The following is a 16,618-nucleotide window of genomic DNA, read 5'->3' as shown; positions in this document are numbered from 1 at the left end:
AAAAAGTAGTGCAGGAGACGGGAACACGTCACACCCCTGACACCCCAGCCCCCAATACTCCCATTTGCGCCCGCTGCCCACCCCTCTTAGTCTGGTGGTAGAATCCAAGTCTTTGATTTTCCGGGCAATTCATCTTTTCGCATCTTTTCGCCGGGTTGGCGACGCGATCTGCTGCCCGCGAACCGTATAGACGCGTGTCCGTTGCCCCGGCTCCGCGCCGAGACTGACACACCATAGATGACGATGACCACCACCCCAGACCAGACCCCAACCGCTGAGCAGACGTTCGAAAGCTTCGGGCTGGATCCGCGTATCCTGCGCGCCTTGACCGACCAGGGCTACACCAAGCCCACGCCGATCCAGGCGCAGGCCATTCCGGTGGTGCTGCTGGGCAAGGATGTCATGGGTGCCGCACAGACCGGCACGGGCAAGACGGCAGGTTTCGCGCTGCCGATCATCCAGCGGCTGCTGCCGCTGTCGAATGCCAGTGCATCGCCCGCCCGTCATCCGGTGCGCGCGCTGATGCTGACGCCGACGCGCGAACTCGCCGATCAGGTCTACGACAACGTGGCGCGTTACGCGCAGCACACGGACCTGCGCAGCACGGTGGTGTTCGGCGGTGTGGACATGAACCCGCAGACCGAGGCGCTGCGCCGTGGCGTGGAAATCCTCGTCGCCACGCCGGGCCGATTGCTCGATCACGTGCAGCAGAAGTCGGTGAACCTGTCGCAAGTGCAGATGCTGGTGCTGGACGAAGCGGACCGCATGCTCGACATGGGCTTCCTGCCGGATCTGCAGCGCATCATCAATTTGCTGCCGGCCCAACGCCAGACGCTGCTGTTCTCGGCCACGTTCTCGCCCGAAATCAAGAAGCTGGCTTCGAGCTACCTCAAGCAGCCGGTCACGATCGAAGTAGCACGCAGCAACTCGACGAACGAGAACGTGCGCCAGATCGTGTACCCGGTGCAGGACGGTCACAAGCAAGCTGCAGTGGTGCACCTGCTCAAGCAGCGCGCCGACGCCCAGCAGTCCAAGCAATGCATCGTGTTTGTGAACAGCAAGATTGGCTGCTCGCGACTGGCACGCCATCTGGAGCGCGAGGGCATCAACGCCGCGGCGATCCACGGCGACAAGACACAGACCGAGCGCATGCAGACGCTCGAGGGTTTCAAGACGGGCACGATCGATGCGCTGGTGGCTACCGACGTGGCCGCGCGTGGCCTCGACATCCCCGCCATGCCGTGCGTGATCAACTTCGATCTGCCGTTCAGCGCCGAAGATTATGTGCACCGCATCGGCCGTACGGGCCGCGCCGGCGCCAGCGGCGATGCGCTGTCGATCTATGTGCCGGGCAGCGATGATCGCCTGCTGGCCGATATCGAGAAGCTGATCAAGCGCGCCGTGCCGCGTGGCACGCTCGACGGCTTCGACCCGACTGGCGAGCGCGCCCGTCAGGAAGAATCCGACCGTCGCCGCCAGCGCACCGAAACGCGCCGTCCGCGCGAGAATGGCGCCACCGAGGAAGAATCGACCACGCGCCGCCGCCGTACCGAGCCAAACGGGCGTCAGGCGTTCCGTCCGTCCGACGATCCGTTCTTCTCGCGTCCGTACGAGCCGTCGGGCAACTACACGCCAGCACCGAAGACGGAAGACGAACTTGCTGCTGCGCTGACGCGTGGCCGTCAGGCGCCCAAGCGTCCCGTTGCAGCGTTGCTCGGCGGCGTACCGCGCAAGTCCTGACGCTTCAGGCGGCAAGCGATAAAAGCTGGCGGATCGACTAGTTCGATGCCGCCAGTTTTTCTTTCCACTGTTCCGTGGCGGTCTCCAGCCACGCGGGCACATTCCCTTCGCCGTTCACGATGCCGAGATGCGCGCCAGCCTGGCGCAGCGCATCGAGCGGTGCAGCCGTGTCCAGCGCTTCGGCGCCGCTCTGCTTGCTGAGTTTCTCGCCCACCGCGTTCACGACAACCGGCACATGCAGGTACGACGGCGTAGGCAGGCCGAGCAGGTGCTGAAGATGGATCTGGCGCGGCGTGGAATCGAGCAGGTCCGCGCCACGCACGATATGCGTGATGTCCTGCGCGGCGTCATCGACCACTACGGCCAGTTGATAGGCCCAGAGTCCATCGGCCCGGCGCAATACGAAATCCCCGAGTTCCGTTTCGAGGTTCTGGCATTGACGGCCCTGCCAGCGATCGTCGAAGCAGACGGTCGCGGCATCGCCGTCGGGTACGCGCACGCGCCATGCGCGGGGCAGCTTGCCACGGAGGCCATTGCGGCAGGTGCCCGGGTAGCCGAGCGTCTGGTGTCGCTCGCGCACGTGTATCAATGAATCGGCAATTTCCCGGCGCGAGCAGCCGCACGAGTAGAGCTGGCCGGCGATTTCCAGCGAATGCAGTGCTTCGGCGTAGCGGGTTTCGCGGCGGCTCTGCCAGACGGGTGGCTCGTCGGGATGCAGCCCTAGCGCGGCGAGCGTGCGCAGGATATCGTCATCGGCGCCCTTCACGCAGCGTGGATAGTCGATGTCCTCGATTCGTACGAGCCAGCCGCCGTCATGGGCACGGGCGTCGAGCCAACTGGCCAGCGCCGTGACAAGCGAACCCAGATGCAGCGGACCCGTGGGGGAGGGGGCAAAGCGCCCCCGATAGCGTTGCGTCATGCGGACTGCCAGCCGACCCGGTTACAGCGGGGCTTCCGATGACGGCGGCAGCAAGACATCCAGTGACTCCGGCTGCCCCTGCGGCGCTTGCTGCATCAGCGCCTGCGCCAGTCGTGGATCTTCCAGCTTGTTGCTCCACCACTGCACGGCCTTGCCGCGCGTATTGGTGCGCCATGCCACCTTGAAGTTGCCGGGCGCCCGAACTTCCACAGTCTCGCGCACCTGTAGCACGCCGCTTTCGATGTGCGGCTGTGCCATTGGCGCGGGCAGCCAGCCGCAGCCCAGGCCACGGATCTGTGCTTCGAGCTTGTCTCGCATGGTGGGCACCACGAGCACGTCCTGGCCGGCCAGCACCCCATGGGTACGCGCCGGCAGGTTGCGCGAGGTATCGCCCACGGCCACGATCCGGTGCCGTGCGATCTGAATCGTCGTCAGCGGCCCTTCTTCGGTGGCCAGCGGATGATGCGCCGCTACGGCAAAGACAAACGGGATCGTGCCGAGAGGCCGGACCTGGAACCCCTGCGTACTCGGAATCTCGTAGGCGCCGCCAATGATCATGTCCGCGCGGTTGCTGACCAGTGCGTCCCATGTGCCGCCGAGCACCTCCTTGGAAAAACGTAGTCGCGTGACCGTGTTTTCGGCAAAGAAGTCCTGAATGACGGGCAGCAGCGCGCGGAAATTGACGAGATCGTCGACGGCGATGTTGAGGCTGGCCTCCCAGCCCGTTGCAAGCCGTTTGACGCGGCGGGCCAGGTCGTCAGCCGCATGCAGCAGGTGGCGCCCCTCGTCGAGCAACGCGCGTCCGGCTGGCGTCAGTTCCGCGCGATGGCGCCGCCGGTCGAACAGCAGCACGTCGAGATCTTCTTCGAGCTTGCGGACCACATAGGTCAGGGCGGACGGCACCTTGCCCATCTCGTGGGCAGCGGCGGCAAAGCTTCCCTTGCGCTCGATGGCGTCAAGGACTTCGAGTGATTCTAGTGACAGGGGCATATTCAGATTTTCTGAACAACTGCTTCTAAGGCGGTGTCCGCAAATATACTCCCGCTCCCCTAAACTGCCTAGCATCGAAACGTTGCTGACCCCCAAGCCCCAGCAAACAAGCCGCTAACGGGGGTCGAAGACCAGGCCTAAGGAGGGCCATCAAAATGATTGAAATCCGTAAGTCTGAAGAGCGCGGTTATGCGGATCATGGCTGGCTGAAGTCGTATCACACGTTCTCGTTTGCCGACTACTACGACCCGCGCCACATCCAGTTCGGCCCGCTGCGTGTGATCAATGAGGACCGCGTGGCGCCAGGCATGGGCTTTGGCACGCACGGCCACCGCGACATGGAGATCATCAGCTATGTGCTGGAGGGCGAACTGGCCCATAAGGACAGCATGGACAACGGCAGCGTGATTCGGCCGGGTGACGTACAGCGGATGAGCGCCGGCACCGGTGTGCGCCATTCGGAATACAACCACGCCCAGCACGACACCACGCACTTCCTCCAGATCTGGATCGTGCCTGACCAGCAGGGCATCGAGCCGGGTTACGAGGAAAAGCGCTTCGACGCGGCAGACAAGCGTGGCCGCCTGCGCCTGGTGGGCAGCCCGGATGGCGCCGAAGGTTCGGTGGTGATCCATCAAGACGTACGATTGTTTGCCGGTCTGTTTGATGACGATGAGGCTGCCACGCTGGCGCTGCAGCCGGGTCGCAAGGCGTATGTCCATGTGGCGCGGGGACGTGTCACGGTAAATGGTCAGCCGCTGGAAGCTGGCGACGCCGCCCAGATGGAAGGTGAAAGTGCCGTGAGCATCGAAAAGGGCGAGGGCGCCGAAGTGCTGGTGTTCGACCTGCCTTGAGTAACGTGGCCGTAGCTGGCGTCAGAGCGCCCGCCCCCTCACCGGGGCGGGCGTTTTGCTTACCAGCACTTACAGGTCTTTTGCAAAGTTGCCTTGCCGCTATGCTATCGTCTGCACTATCCGCCATGCGACCGCCGCGGCACTTCGCCGCGCGCTGAATAATCGTCCCGCGATGACATTCGTTTCCATTCTGCTGGCACTGATTGCCGAACAGTTCCGTGCCCTGGGACGGAACAATCCCATTGTCGACATCGTTCGCGTATTAGGTGAACGTGCCGAACACGCCTTCGATACAGGCCGCCCGCGCGATGCCGCGCTGGCGTGGCTGACCGTCGTGCTGCCGCTCGTGCTGGCCGCCGTGATCGTTCACTACCTGCTGGCTTCGATCAGCGTGGCGCTGACGCTCGCGTGGAATGTCCTGCTGCTGTATCTCACGCTGGGCTTCCGCCAGTTCAGCCACTACTTCACCGATATTCACGAAGCGCTCAACCGCGACGACCTGCATACGGCCCGCACGCTGTTGCATGAGTGGACGGAGATCGACACCGTGGACATGCCAGTCAGCGAGATCGTGCGCCATACGCTGGAAGCGGCCATCGTGGCCGTGCATCGTCACGTGTTCGGTGTGTTCTTCTGGTTCCTGGTGCCGATTGGCCCCGGTGGTGTGGTGCTGTATCGCACGGCCGAATTCCTGAATCGTCAGTGGAACGTGCCGTCGAACGAGCGCAGTCCTGCATTGGGCCGCTTTGCTGCGCGGGCGTTCTATGTGCTGGACTGGGTGCCATCCCGACTGACCGCCATCGGGTTTGCCATCGTCGGCAACTTCGAGGACGCGGTCTATGCGTGGCGCAACCACGCACGCAAGTGGAACGATGCCGTCAACGGCATCCTGCTGGCAAGCGGCGGCGGCGCGCTCGGCGTCCGGCTGGGCCAGCCGCTGGCAGAAGAGGATTCGAGTGTGATGCTGCGCACAAGCCTGGCTGGCGTGGACTACGCGCCCGGCATGGGCGATGCGGAACCGGTACCGCCCGAATTCGGCATGGACCCCGGCATCCGCACGCTGCAATCGGCCATCGGACTGGTCTGGCGTGCGGTGATCTTGTGGATGCTGCTGCTGGCGATGATTTCGCTGGCGTTGTGGGTCGGGTAACTCACCACGCCCTCTGGTTTTCTCCCCTCTCCCGCATGGCCGGAAAGGGGAGCACCCCTCAAGAAAATATCTCAAATCACCAAGGCTTCTGCTGCCTCGACTCGTGCAGCAACTGGGTATAGAGCTCATGCCTGCGCGGTGAGATGTCACCGCCTTCGATGGCGCCCAGCACGCCGCAGCCTGGCTCGTTGATGTGATGGCAGTTGTAGAACCTGCAATCCGTCAGGCGCTCCCGGAACTCCGGGAATGCGCGTTCGAGCATGCCTTCGCTCAGATGGTGCAGACCAAATTCCTGGAAGCCGGGTGAATCGATCAGGTAGCCCGGCTTGCCATCCACCACCGCCCACGTCTCGGGCAGGTGATACAACCGCGTGAACGTGGTCGTGTGCTTGCCGGAATCGAGCTTGGCCGAGATTTCGCGCGTCTGGGCTTCCACGCCGGGAATCAGCAGGTTCAGCATCGACGATTTACCCATGCCGGACTGTCCGATCATGATGCTCGACACACCCGCGGTGCGCGGCTGCAGCGCGGCCAGTGCTTCCTCGGGGCGGCTGTTCACGGACAACTCCAGCGTGTCGTAGCCAAGGTCCTGATAGAGCTTGAGCCGGCGCCGCGCATCGTCAAGGCGCGCGGTCAGGTCGGTCTTGTTCAGGATCACCAGCGGGCGGATGTCCAGCGCCTCGGCCGAGACCAGAGCGCGGCCCAGCAGATCCTCCGAAAAGCTCGGCTCTGTTGCGAGCACGATGATGACCTGATCGATATTCGCGGCAAGCAGCTTCGACTTGAACTGGTCGGAGCGGTGCAGCAGATTCTTGCGCGGCTCGATGGCCGTGATCACACCTTGGTCGGCGGCAGCGAGTTCGATGCGAACGTGGTCGCCCACGGCGGCGTCGCTCTTCTTGCCGCGCGGGAAGGCGTGCAGATGCGAGTGGTCTGCGCGCTCCACCACGTAGTGGCGGCCATGCGCGGCAACGATCAATGCGGATTCGGACTCGGCGCCCTTGCCGGCACCCTTCCCGGCGTTCTGGTGGCGGGAGCTGCGGTTCATGCGTTGTACGAGAGCAGACGATCGATCCGTTGCGCGGCAGGCGGATGCGAGTAATAGAAAGCGCTATAGATGGGGTCGGGCGTCAGCGTCGACGCATTGTCCTTGTACAGCTTCACGAGTGCCGACACCAGATGGCCGGCATTGGTCTGATGCGCGGCAAACTCGTCGGCCTCAAACTCATGCTTGCGCGACGACTGGCTGGCCAGCGGTCCGAGGATGAAGGTGAAGACCGGCAGCGCCAGGAAGAACAGCACGAGGGCCAACGCATCGTTGCTGGTGCCCAGGTTCGGCAGCACGCCCAGATCCATGTAGAACCATTCGCGCGTGGCAAGCCAGCCCAGCACCGCCAGGAACACCAGCGACAGCGCAAACGTGACCGCGATCATCTTGGCCACATGGCGACGCTTGAAATGGCCGAGTTCATGCGCCAGCACCGCTTCCACTTCCTCGCCGTCTAGACGGGCCAGTAGCGTGTCGAAGAAGACGATGCGCTTGGCGGCGCCAAAGCCGGTGAAATAGGCGTTGCCGTGGGCGCTGCGCTTGCTGCCATCCATCACGAACAGGCCCTTGCTGGCAAAGCCGCACTTGCGCAGCAGCGCCTCGATGCGTACGCGCAGGCCGTCGTCGGTCAACGGCTCGAAGCGGTTGAACAGCGGCGCGATGAAGGTCGGCACGATCACCTGCAGCAACAGGCTGAAACCTACCCAGAGCAGCCACGCATAGAGCCACCAGTAGGTGCCGGCGCGATCCATCAGCCAGAGCACGGCCAGCAGCAGCGGCAGGCCCAGCACGGTGGCGACCGCGGCCATCTTGGCGAGGTCGGCCAGCCACAGTCCCACGGTCATCTTGTTGAAGCCAAAGCGCTGCTCGATCACGAACTGGCCGTAGAGCGAGAAGGGCAGGTCGAACAGGCCGCCGATCAGCGCCACGTTGGCTACCAGTGCCACGCCATAGAAATAGCCGCCGCCGTCAAAGACCTGCAGCCAGAACTGGTTCAGTGCGTGCAGGCCGCCCAGCATCGTAAAGCCGATCAGCACGGCGGCACCGGTCAGTACCTCCAGCATCGACAGCTTGGTACGAGCGATGGTGTAGTCGGCGGCCTTCTGGTGGGCGGAGAGGGTAATGGTGTCGGCAAACCGTTCGGGCACGGCGCCGCGGTGGCGGGCGACATGGCGAATCTGGCGGGAGGCCAGCCAGAGCTTGGTCAGCACCATGACGACCAGGGCGGCAAGAAAGATCAACGTGAACATCGGCAAGCCTTGTTGGGATGACGCAGTGCGCAAAAGCTGCGCGGACGCCATTCGGGGCAGATATGCGAGAATTATAAGTTGTTCGCCCCCGAGCCAGCCGCGCCCGGGGAAAATCCCTTCCGAATCCCATATCGAGCCGTACCGCAAGATGACAAGCCCCGCCGCATCCTCCGTGAAAAGTGAAAACAACCTCGTCTGGCTGGACATGGAGATGACCGGCCTGCAGCCGGACACCGACAGGATTATCGAAGTGGCGGTAGTGGTCACTGACTCCGAACTGAATATCCTGGCCGAAGGTCCGGTGCTGGTGATCCACCAGTCCGATGCTGTGCTCGATGGCATGGACAACTGGAACAAGGGCACGCACGGCCGTTCGGGCCTGATCGACAAGGTCAAGGCGTCCACGTTGACCGAGGCGCAGGCCGAGGCGGAACTGATCGCGTTTCTGAAGCGCTGGGTGCCGGCCAGCAAGTCGCCGATGTGTGGCAATTCCATCTGTCAGGATCGTCGCTTCATGGCACGTTACATGCCGAAGCTCGAGGCGTTCTTCCACTATCGCAATCTCGACGTCTCGACGCTCAAGGAACTGTGCAAGCGCTGGGAGCCGGCCATCCACAAGGGTTTCCACAAGCGCCAGTTGCACACGGCGCTGGCGGATATCCTGGAGTCGGTGGAAGAACTGCGCTACTACCGCCAGCATTTCATCAAGACGCCGGCCGAGGCGGCCGCGTCGCTGCCGGCTCCCGAAGCAGCGGCTCCGGATGCGCCTGCTGCCTGAGTCCCATGCCCGCATGAGAAGTCGGCGGGCCGGCCCCGACGGGGCGGCTACGCCGTCCCGATAGCTTTTTTCCCCGCCCCCATGTTCACGCGCATCGTCTCGATCATCACGCCAGTCATCCTGATCATCCTGATTGGCTGGATCTACGGGCGTCGTGCCCATCCCGACATGACCGGTATCAACCGGGCCATGCTCGATGTGATCGCACCGCTGCTCGTCGTGTCGGCGTTCATCAGCAAGGATTTCGTGCTGGCGGACCAGTTGGTGTTGCTGGCCTGCGCGGTGGCCGTGGTGATCGGATCGGGCATCCTGGCCTACGTGGTAGCCAAGGTGCTGAAGGCCGATCCCCGCACTTTCGTGCCGCCGATGATGTTCAACAACAGCGGCAACATGGGGTTGCCGCTCTCCGTCTTTGCGTTCGGACCGGTGGGTCTGGCGCCTGCCGTGGCACTGTTCGCGGCGTCCAACCTGATGCATTTCACGATCGGGCTGAAAATCGTCAACCGTCACGCCTCGCTCACGCAGATCGCGCGTAATCCAATGGTGCTGGCCACCGTGGCTGGCGTGGCACTGTCGCTGGCGCGACCGTATTTTTCGCTACCCGATCCCGTTTACGAATCGATCAAACTGCTGGGTGACTCCACGGTGCCGCTGATGCTGTTTGCGCTGGGTGTGCGCATGAAGGACGTGAGCCTGCGCAACTGGGGCATGGGCCTGCTCGGTGCGGCGGTGTGTCCGCTGGCCGGCATTGCCGTGGCGCTGCTGTTGGTGTGGTGGGTGCCAATGACCGATTTGCAGCGCGGGCTGCTGTTCGTCTTTGCCGCGCTGCCGCCCGCGGTGCTGAACTTCCTGGTTGCCGACCACTTCCGACAGGAGCCGGACCAGGTGGCGTCGATCGTGTTGCTCGGGAATATTGCGGCGGTGGTGTTCGTGCCGATCGGGTTGTATCTGGGGCTGAAGTAACGGCTCGCTCCCCGCCGGTTTGCTCCCTCACTCTTGCTTTGCGGGAGAGGGGAGCCCTAAACCGCTGCTGGCTTAACCCGCACCGCACTCTTCGGCCGAAACGCCTTTACCACGCCCTCATCGGTTTCCATATACGGGCCGCCGATCAGGTCGATGCAGTACGGAATCGCCGCGAACACCCCTTGCACCACGGGTTTGCCGTCGGCGTCGCGCAGTCCTTCCAGTGTTTCGCGGATGGCTTTCGGCTGCCCGGGCAGGTTGACGATCAGCGCAGCGCGGCTCGGCGTTTCGCGGATGACCGCCACCTGGCGTGACAGGATTGCCGTCGGCACGAACTTCAGGCTGACTTGGCGCATCTGCTCCCCAAATCCCGGCATTTCCTTCGTGCCTACAGCCAGAGTCGCCTCGGGCGTCACATCGCGTCGCGACGGCCCGGTGCCGCCAGTGGTCAGCACCAGATCGCAGCCCACCACATCCACCAGTTCGATCAGCGTCTTCGAAATGAGCGCCTGCTCATCGGGAATCAGTCGCTCCACGACCTGCCACGGCGACGTCAGCGCCTTGCCAAGCCAGGCGCGCAGGGCCGGAATGCCTTCGTCCTGATAGGTGCCGGCCGAGGCGCGATCGGAGATCGATACCAGACCGATCACGATTTCGTCGGGATGGCTGCGCGCGACTGGCGACGTGGCGGTTGCGTTCATTCGTCGGATTCCCCGGGTTCGGTGGGCTCGCCTTCCTCGGCCGCATCTGCCTTGATGTCCAGCGCCGTCTTGATGGCCTGGAACAGCTCGCGGTAGTACTTGGGCGGCTTGCCGGATTCCTTTTCCTTGCGGGCGTTGCGGATGATGTTGCGTACCGCCTGAACGTCCACGCTGGGGTGCTCGCCCAGGAACTTGGTCAGGTTGGCGTCATCGGCCAGCAGCAGGTCGCGCCAGCGCTCGATCAGGTGCAGCTTGGCGGTTTCGGCCTTGCTGGTGCCCTTGAAGCCTTCCAGCGCGGACTGGATCGCGGCCACTTCCTCTTCATCGAGGTTGCGCATGACCTTGCCGACGAACTGCATCTGGCGGCGCTTGCCTTCGTGATTCGTGATCTTGCGGGCGGCGAAGATCGCGTCGGCCACGGCTTCGGGCAGTGGCACGCGCAGCAGGCGGTCCTTGGGCAGCGCCTCCAGCTCGGCGCCCAGCTTCTGGAGCGCCGTCGAATCCCGCTTGCGCTGGGATTTGCTGATGGGCTGGTCGTCGTCTTCCTCCGGGGCAAAGGCGCCCGGGAAACGGCCGTTGGAGTTGTTACGGGTATTTCGCGTCATGGGCGGCATTTTATCTTGCTATGATTCCCGTTTGCACTTTTGATCACGCCCGCCCATATGAGCCAGACCGCCGAACAGACCGCGTATTTCACCTATACCCAGGACGAGCTCAAGGCCATGGCGGCCGATGTGCTGCGCGTGGCACGCGAACTGGGTGCGAGCGACGCCGCCACCGAGATTTCCGAAGGCAGCGGCCTGTCGGTCACGGTACGCAAGGGGCAGGTGGAAACCATCGAACAGAACCGCGACAAGGTCGTGGGCGTGACCGTCATGATCGGCCAGCGTCGCGGCAATGCCAGCACCTCCGATTTCTCGCCGGCTGCGCTGCGCGCCACGGCCGAGGCTGCCTACAACATCGCCCGGTTCACGGCCGAGGATGACTGCGCGGGCCTGGCCGAAGAGGATCTGCTCGAACGCGATCCCAAGGATCTCGACCTCTTCCATCCGTGGAGCATCGATGCCGCTGGCGCCATCGACATCGCGCGACGTGCCGAGGCCGCTTCGTTTGCCGTATCCCCGAAGATCAAGAATAGCGATGGCGCGAGCGTATCGGCCCAGCATTCCCAATTCGTGCTGGCCACGTCACGTGGTTTCGTGGGCGGCTACCCTTATTCGCGCCATTTTGTGTCGGCCGCGCCGATCGCCGGCTCTGGCGGTGGCATGCAGCGTGACGACTGGTACTCGTCGAAGCGTGCCCCCGAGGCGCTTGCCGAGCCAGAAGCCATTGGCCGCTATGCCGCCGAGCGCGCGCTGGCCCGCCTGAACGCGCGCAAGCTGTCCACGCGCAAGTGTCCGGTGCTGTTCGAGGCGCCGCTGGCCGCTGGCCTGCTGGGCGCTTTCGTCCAGGCGGTATCGGGCGGCGCGCTGTATCGCAAGTCCACGTTCCTGCACGATTCGCTTGGCAAGCAAGTCTTTGGCTCGCATATCCAGATCCACGAGAATCCGCATCTGCCGGGCGCGATGGGCAGTGCACCGTTCGACGAGGAGGGCGTGCGTGTACATGAGCGCGATGTGGTGCGCGACGGCGTGGTGGAAGGCTATTTCCTGTCGACCTATTCGGCGCGCAAGCTGGGCATGAAGACCACTGGCAACGCTGGCGGCTCGCACAACCTGACGCTGACCAGCTCGCTGACCCAGCCTGCCGATGACTTCGCGGGCATGCTGCGCAAGATGGGCACTGGCCTGCTGGTGACCGAGCTGATGGGGCAGGGCGTGAACTATGTCACCGGCGATTATTCGCGCGGCGCGTCGGGCTACTGGGTCGAGAACGGCGTGATCCAGTATCCGGTGGAAGAAATCACGATTGCCGGAAACATGGTCGAGATGTTCAAGCAGATCGTCGGTATCGGTTCCGACGCGCTGGTGCGCGGGACCAAGGAAACTGGGTCGATTCTGATCGAACAGATGACGATTGCCGGGGGCAATTGAGGCGTAGCGCTTTCGCCCCCTGATGGTTGCGCCCCTCTCCCACAAGGCGGGAGAGGGGCGCCTAGCCCAAGCGGGGAGACTTACTCCTCCCCCGAAGCCGGCCTCTCATACACCACGAACGCATACTCAAAACCATTCGCCTCCGAATGGTGCGTCTCGCGGGCTGTCTCCAACCATGTCGAACGATCCACTGCCGGGAAGTGCGCATCCCCTTCCACGTCGGCATCGATCTCGGTGACGATCAGGCGGTCCGCTGACGGTAGCGCCTCAGCGTAAAGCTGTGCGCCGCCGATCAGGAATACCTGCTCCACGCCCACGCAAAGCCGCTGGGCATCCTCGAGCGAACCCACCACCTCGGCACCTTCGAGCTTCAAGTTCCGGTTGCGGCTGACCACTTTGTTGCGTACCGAGAGCAATGAATCCAGCGTCTTAACATTCTGAGATCTCCGATCACGTCGTAGAAACCTTAAATCGACTGCGCTTCAATTTCAATTATATGGAAATTAGAAGTAATTAATATTCAGATCACTTTTAGGAAATTCTTATAGACGAGTCGCATATTTTGTGAAAATTAAGCGACGAATGATTTCATTCATCTCAATCTGGCATTCCTTTGCTTCAGGTCGTTGCGAAATCGAAGATTGCGCCTGATATTTGCGCGCAGCGTCTTTTGATATTCGCAGTGAATGCATAGGGAAGGAGAGATGATGGGTGCCTCGTTCAATCGGCACGGGACCGCTGACCGTACGGTCACGCTCACGGGGGAGGGACTGCCAGAACTGCTGGGACGTTCCGCGCTGACCGTCGTGCGTGTCGAGGGCCAGGAGAACCTCTGCGAATTGTTCGAATACCGTGTCACGCTCAAGACCCCGGACAGTCTGAACACCGCGTTTGGCCCGGCGGCCAATCTCGACATGCCGGCGCTGCAGGGACGCGAGTTGACCATTGCCCTCGAGCTGGACGGCAAGGGCAGCGGGTTAGTGGGCAGGGCCGGTGCAGGCAAGCGAGAGATCAGTGGCCTTGTCACGAAGGTGGAAGGACCGGTCAACGATGGCAGATCGCTTGCCTACACGCTCACGCTGCGACCGTGGTTGTACCTTGCCACGAAGACTTCGGACTTGAAGATATTCCAGCAAAAGACCGTGGTCGAGATTCTGCATGAACTGCTTGCCGACTATCACTTTCCGGTCGAGATGCGGCTCGACGTGGGACGCTACCCAAAGCGGGAGTATCAGGTGCAATACGGCGAGACGGACTACGCGTTCTTTCAGCGCCTGACTGAGGAGTGGGGAATCGCGTTCTTCTTCGAGCATTCAGAGGAAAAGCACCGGCTGGTGCTGACTGACGGCAACGGCGCGTTCCGCAGATCCCGGAGCCCGGCATACCACTCTGTGCGGTGGCATGGTTCCGCAGCCCGCATTGATGAGGAGCATATCCAAGAGTTCGCGGTCACCGACAGGCTGGTGTCCGGCGCATGGACGTCCAACGACTTCGATTTCAACAAGCCACGTGCGGAACTCGGCGTCGGCACGCGTGATCCGCGTGAAACTGCACATGCTGACGGCCAGATTCATGAATGGCCAGGGGATCACGCCCAACCTGTGACGGGCAATGATCCATGGAAGGAGGGCGATATGCTCTCTCGTATCCGCATGGAAGAATTGCGCCAGGTCGGCAGTCGTGCCAGCGGAAAGGGCAATCTGCGAGGCTTGGCGGCGGGATGCATTTTCGCGCTAACGCACCATCCCCGGAAGCAGGCCAACGTCGAATACCTGATCTATGCCACTCGGTTACAACTCGAAGAAGTGGCCGAGGAAGCCGGGCAGGACCAGCATTGGCAATGCGAAGTGGGATTCGAGGTTCAGCCAGCGACTGTGATTTTCCGCCCGGCGCGGCTTCTGAAAAAGCCTAGAACCTCCGGGCCGCAAACTGCCACCGTCGTTGGGCCGCGAGACCAGGAAGCATGGCTTGACGAGTTCGGGCGAATCCGAATTCAGCTTCACTGGGACCGGATAGGACGCAGCGACGAAAATAGCTCATGTTGGGTGCGTGTCTCGCAGACTTGGCAGGGAGATCAGTTTGGGGCAAGCCACATCCCGCGCATCGGTCAGGAAGTCATCGTCGATTTTTTGAATGGCGATCCGGATTGCCCCATCGTCACAGGCCGAATACCCAATCGCGTCAACATGCCGCAATGGTTGTTGCCGAGGCAACACGCGCTGTCGGGTATCCGCAGCAAGGAGCTGTTTGGAGAGCGCCACAACACCTTCTTGCAGGATGACACCCAGGGCCAGATCCAGACCCAGATCGGGAGTGATCACCAGACTTCGCTGCTGAGCCTGGGCTATATCACCCGGGTACACGATGCCGAGGGCCGCAAGGAAAAGCGTGGCGAAGGGTTCGAGTTGCGCACCGATGGACACGGCGCCATCCGTTCCGCAAAAGGCATGCTTGTCTCCACTGAGCTACGCCACGAAGCGCAGGGCCACCACAAGGATATGGGTGAGGTGGTCCAACGGCTCGCGAACGGTCGGGATGTCCAAGCCATATTGGGAGAAAGTGCCGACTGCCAGCGAGCGCAGGACAGCGAGCAATCAGGCGTGGCGGAGCTGCTAAAGGCGCAAATCGATGGTATCCGAGGGAATGGCGAACTCGGGGAACTCAGTGAGCCGCACCTTGTTGCGGCCGGTCCGGCGGCAATTGCGGCAACGACAGCGGAATCCACACATTTGCATAGCGGGCAGCATACCGCTATCAGTACTGGTGCCCACGTGTCGTTTGCGACCGGCGGCGGAATCTTCGGCAGCTTCGCCGAGCGCGCCGTGCTCTTCGTTCAGAAGCTCGGGATGCGGTTCTTTGCAGCTAAAGGCAAGGTCGAGATACAGGCTCAATCCGACGATATCGAGATCATCGCCCAGAAGGTACTCAAACTAGTCAGCCTCACTGATCTGATCGAGGTTGCTGCCAAAAAAGAAATTCTACTGAATGGCGGCGGCAGTTATATCCGCATTCACCGTAACGGCATCGAACAAGGCACCCCCGGGAACTGGAAGGCTTTTTCGGCAGTGCCCACGCTGCCCGGCGCAAAAACCGAGTTTTATCCCATGCCTGGCTTTACCTCTTGCGCCTCAGAGGTCTCCGACGCGATGAGCATCGGCGCGGGTTCACTATCCCGCTGAGGGGCGAGCATGCATCAGTGGAAAAGTCTTGACGCAACAGACCAGCAGAGATTGCTGCCGTTAATCGATGACGTGACAGCCATCGTCGACGGCAGTGCCAGGGGATTGTTCATTTATCTGTTGCTCGACCAGGCGCAAGACAACCCGCTTGCGGATGCGCTGACGGAATCAGCAAGTATTCATCGCATGTATCCGGTGCCAGATCCGTACTTTGCTAGGAATTCTGCGCTCGCCCCCCAACTCGTCGCCCTGGCGAGTCCACCCGGCGTGACCATCCTGCGGGAAATCGTGGCGGCTGCCTATACGGAGGCAAAACACCGACTGCGGCCTCACTACATCTGTGGGTTGCTTTGGAGCGAAGAGGAGATCCACGCCGTGGCGGATCATCTGCTGCGACTTGGATATCAATCTGACCCCGCGGATGAGCCACGGCTATTCCGCTATCAGGATCCCCGAGTCATGCAACGTCTCTGGCCGGCGCTAACAGCCGCGCAACAAACGGCCTGGCTCGGTCCGATCCGGCAGTGGTGGTCTTATCCGCAGCCTCATGGTCCGATGCCATGCGATGGGGCCACAGGCGAACGGGTCGAAGCCGTGGCAGAGAATTATTGGGTGCGAGCGGTTCGGCCAACTGAGCTTGCGGCGAATCGAGTCTCGCTATCCCGCCGCTTCCTGAGCGCGCAGCAATGGGCGCTGGCACATCTGAGTCCAGCTATCTCCCGATTCTGGCTTCATCTGGCACAAATCGGCCCAACTGCTTATCGCGTTCCAGACGAAGCAGACGTGGTGCGCTGGCTCATGGAAGCCGACGGCCACCAGTTGAAAGATGCCGATGCCGTTGAATACGCGATCAGCATTTTTCGCTCGTCGGAGGAGGTCTGGCGGCGCCATGACATGCAGGCTGCGGTAATCGCGGCGCTTTCTCATATGAATGCCGAGCCTGGCATCGGCTTTGGAGACGCGTTTGGGAGCGTCGCGCCAACTGAGTATAGATTTTCCGGAGTGTAAATTGT

General features: G+C 62.3%; 14 protein-coding genes and 1 pseudogene. 8 read left to right on the top strand and 7 right to left on the bottom strand.

All coding sequences use genetic code 11. The features are described 5' to 3' along the window. Positions 1–237: 237 nt before the first annotated feature. Positions 238–1,740, top strand: a complete 1,503-nt coding sequence (locus GA566_RS11380; RefSeq protein WP_160472788.1) for a DEAD/DEAH box helicase — start codon at positions 238–240, stop codon at positions 1,738–1,740. 37 nt (positions 1,741–1,777) lie between these two features. Here the strand turns inward: GA566_RS11380 and gluQRS are convergent, their stop codons facing one another. Both gluQRS and GA566_RS11370 read right to left on the bottom strand, forming a co-directional pair. Further along, positions 1,778–2,659 (bottom strand): tRNA glutamyl-Q(34) synthetase GluQRS, encoded by an 882-nt coding sequence (gene gluQRS / locus GA566_RS11375; protein WP_160472787.1) that lies wholly within the window; start codon positions 2,657–2,659, stop codon positions 1,778–1,780. Positions 2,660–2,680: 21 nt separating this feature from the next. After that, a complete protein-coding gene (locus GA566_RS11370; RefSeq protein WP_160472786.1) occupies positions 2,681–3,649 on the bottom strand; it encodes a LysR family transcriptional regulator in 969 nt (322 codons plus the stop codon). A 155-nt stretch (positions 3,650–3,804) separates the two neighbouring features. Between GA566_RS11370 and GA566_RS11365 the strand changes: the two genes are divergently transcribed. Together GA566_RS11365 and GA566_RS11360 are read left to right on the top strand one after the other, a co-directional pair. Then, on the top strand, positions 3,805–4,503 hold the full coding sequence (locus GA566_RS11365; protein WP_137923225.1) for a pirin family protein: 699 nt from the start codon (positions 3,805–3,807) through the stop codon (positions 4,501–4,503). Between the two features lie 172 nt (positions 4,504–4,675). Continuing rightward, positions 4,676–5,653 (top strand): CobD/CbiB family protein, encoded by a 978-nt coding sequence (locus tag GA566_RS11360; protein ID WP_137923224.1) that lies wholly within the window; start codon positions 4,676–4,678, stop codon positions 5,651–5,653. 76 nt (positions 5,654–5,729) lie between these two features. Here GA566_RS11360 and rsgA read toward each other — a convergent pair whose 3' ends face one another. Further along, positions 5,730–6,701, bottom strand: a complete 972-nt coding sequence (rsgA, locus tag GA566_RS11355) for a ribosome small subunit-dependent GTPase A (protein ID WP_160472785.1) — start codon at positions 6,699–6,701, stop codon at positions 5,730–5,732. Then, positions 6,698–7,951 (bottom strand): M48 family metallopeptidase, encoded by a 1,254-nt coding sequence (locus GA566_RS11350; RefSeq protein WP_160472784.1) that lies wholly within the window; start codon positions 7,949–7,951, stop codon positions 6,698–6,700. The genes rsgA and GA566_RS11350 overlap by 4 nt, the downstream gene beginning before the upstream one ends. 148 nt (positions 7,952–8,099) lie before the next feature. Here GA566_RS11350 and orn point away from each other — a divergent pair, with 148 nt between their 5' ends. Further along, a complete protein-coding gene (gene orn, locus GA566_RS11345; protein WP_160472783.1) occupies positions 8,100–8,729 on the top strand; it encodes an oligoribonuclease in 630 nt (209 codons plus the stop codon). Between the two features lie 81 nt (positions 8,730–8,810). Further along, a complete protein-coding gene (locus GA566_RS11340; protein ID WP_160472782.1) occupies positions 8,811–9,692 on the top strand; it encodes an AEC family transporter in 882 nt (293 codons plus the stop codon). Positions 9,693–9,748: 56 nt separating this feature from the next. Here GA566_RS11340 and mog read toward each other — a convergent pair whose 3' ends face one another. Together mog and yjgA are read right to left on the bottom strand one after the other, a co-directional pair. After that, complete coding sequence (gene mog, locus GA566_RS11335) at positions 9,749–10,393, bottom strand: molybdopterin adenylyltransferase (RefSeq protein WP_160472781.1); 645 nt, start codon at positions 10,391–10,393, stop codon at positions 9,749–9,751. Continuing rightward, entirely contained in the window at positions 10,390–10,998 is a 609-nt protein-coding gene (yjgA, locus tag GA566_RS11330) for a ribosome biogenesis factor YjgA (protein ID WP_304523599.1), read from the bottom strand. The genes mog and yjgA overlap by 4 nt, the downstream gene beginning before the upstream one ends. A gap of 57 nt (positions 10,999–11,055) precedes the next feature. Here yjgA and pmbA point away from each other — a divergent pair, with 57 nt between their 5' ends. Continuing rightward, positions 11,056–12,426 (top strand): metalloprotease PmbA, encoded by a 1,371-nt coding sequence (gene pmbA, locus GA566_RS11325; RefSeq protein ID WP_137923217.1) that lies wholly within the window; start codon positions 11,056–11,058, stop codon positions 12,424–12,426. Between the two features lie 80 nt (positions 12,427–12,506). Here pmbA and GA566_RS11320 read toward each other — a convergent pair. Continuing rightward, a pseudogene (locus GA566_RS11320) lies at positions 12,507–12,830 on the bottom strand (dihydrofolate reductase); the annotation flags it as partial. A gap of 300 nt (positions 12,831–13,130) precedes the next feature. On the opposite strand from GA566_RS11320, the gene GA566_RS11315 reads away from it, so the two are divergent. Then, positions 13,131–15,605: a type VI secretion system Vgr family protein gene (locus GA566_RS11315; protein WP_160472779.1), complete on the top strand. Its 2,475-nt coding sequence runs from the start codon at positions 13,131–13,133 to the stop codon at positions 15,603–15,605. Between the two features lie 9 nt (positions 15,606–15,614). Continuing rightward, positions 15,615–16,613 (top strand): DUF4123 domain-containing protein, encoded by a 999-nt coding sequence (locus GA566_RS11310; protein ID WP_160472778.1) that lies wholly within the window; start codon positions 15,615–15,617, stop codon positions 16,611–16,613. Positions 16,614–16,618: the final 5 nt, after the last annotated feature.

It is taken from the genome of Cupriavidus sp. SW-Y-13, assembly GCF_009793345.1.
Taxonomy (GTDB): Bacteria; Pseudomonadota; Gammaproteobacteria; order Burkholderiales; family Burkholderiaceae; genus Cupriavidus.
The sequence above is the reverse complement of the archived record's forward strand: the minus strand, read 5'-3'. Positions and strand labels throughout refer to the sequence as shown.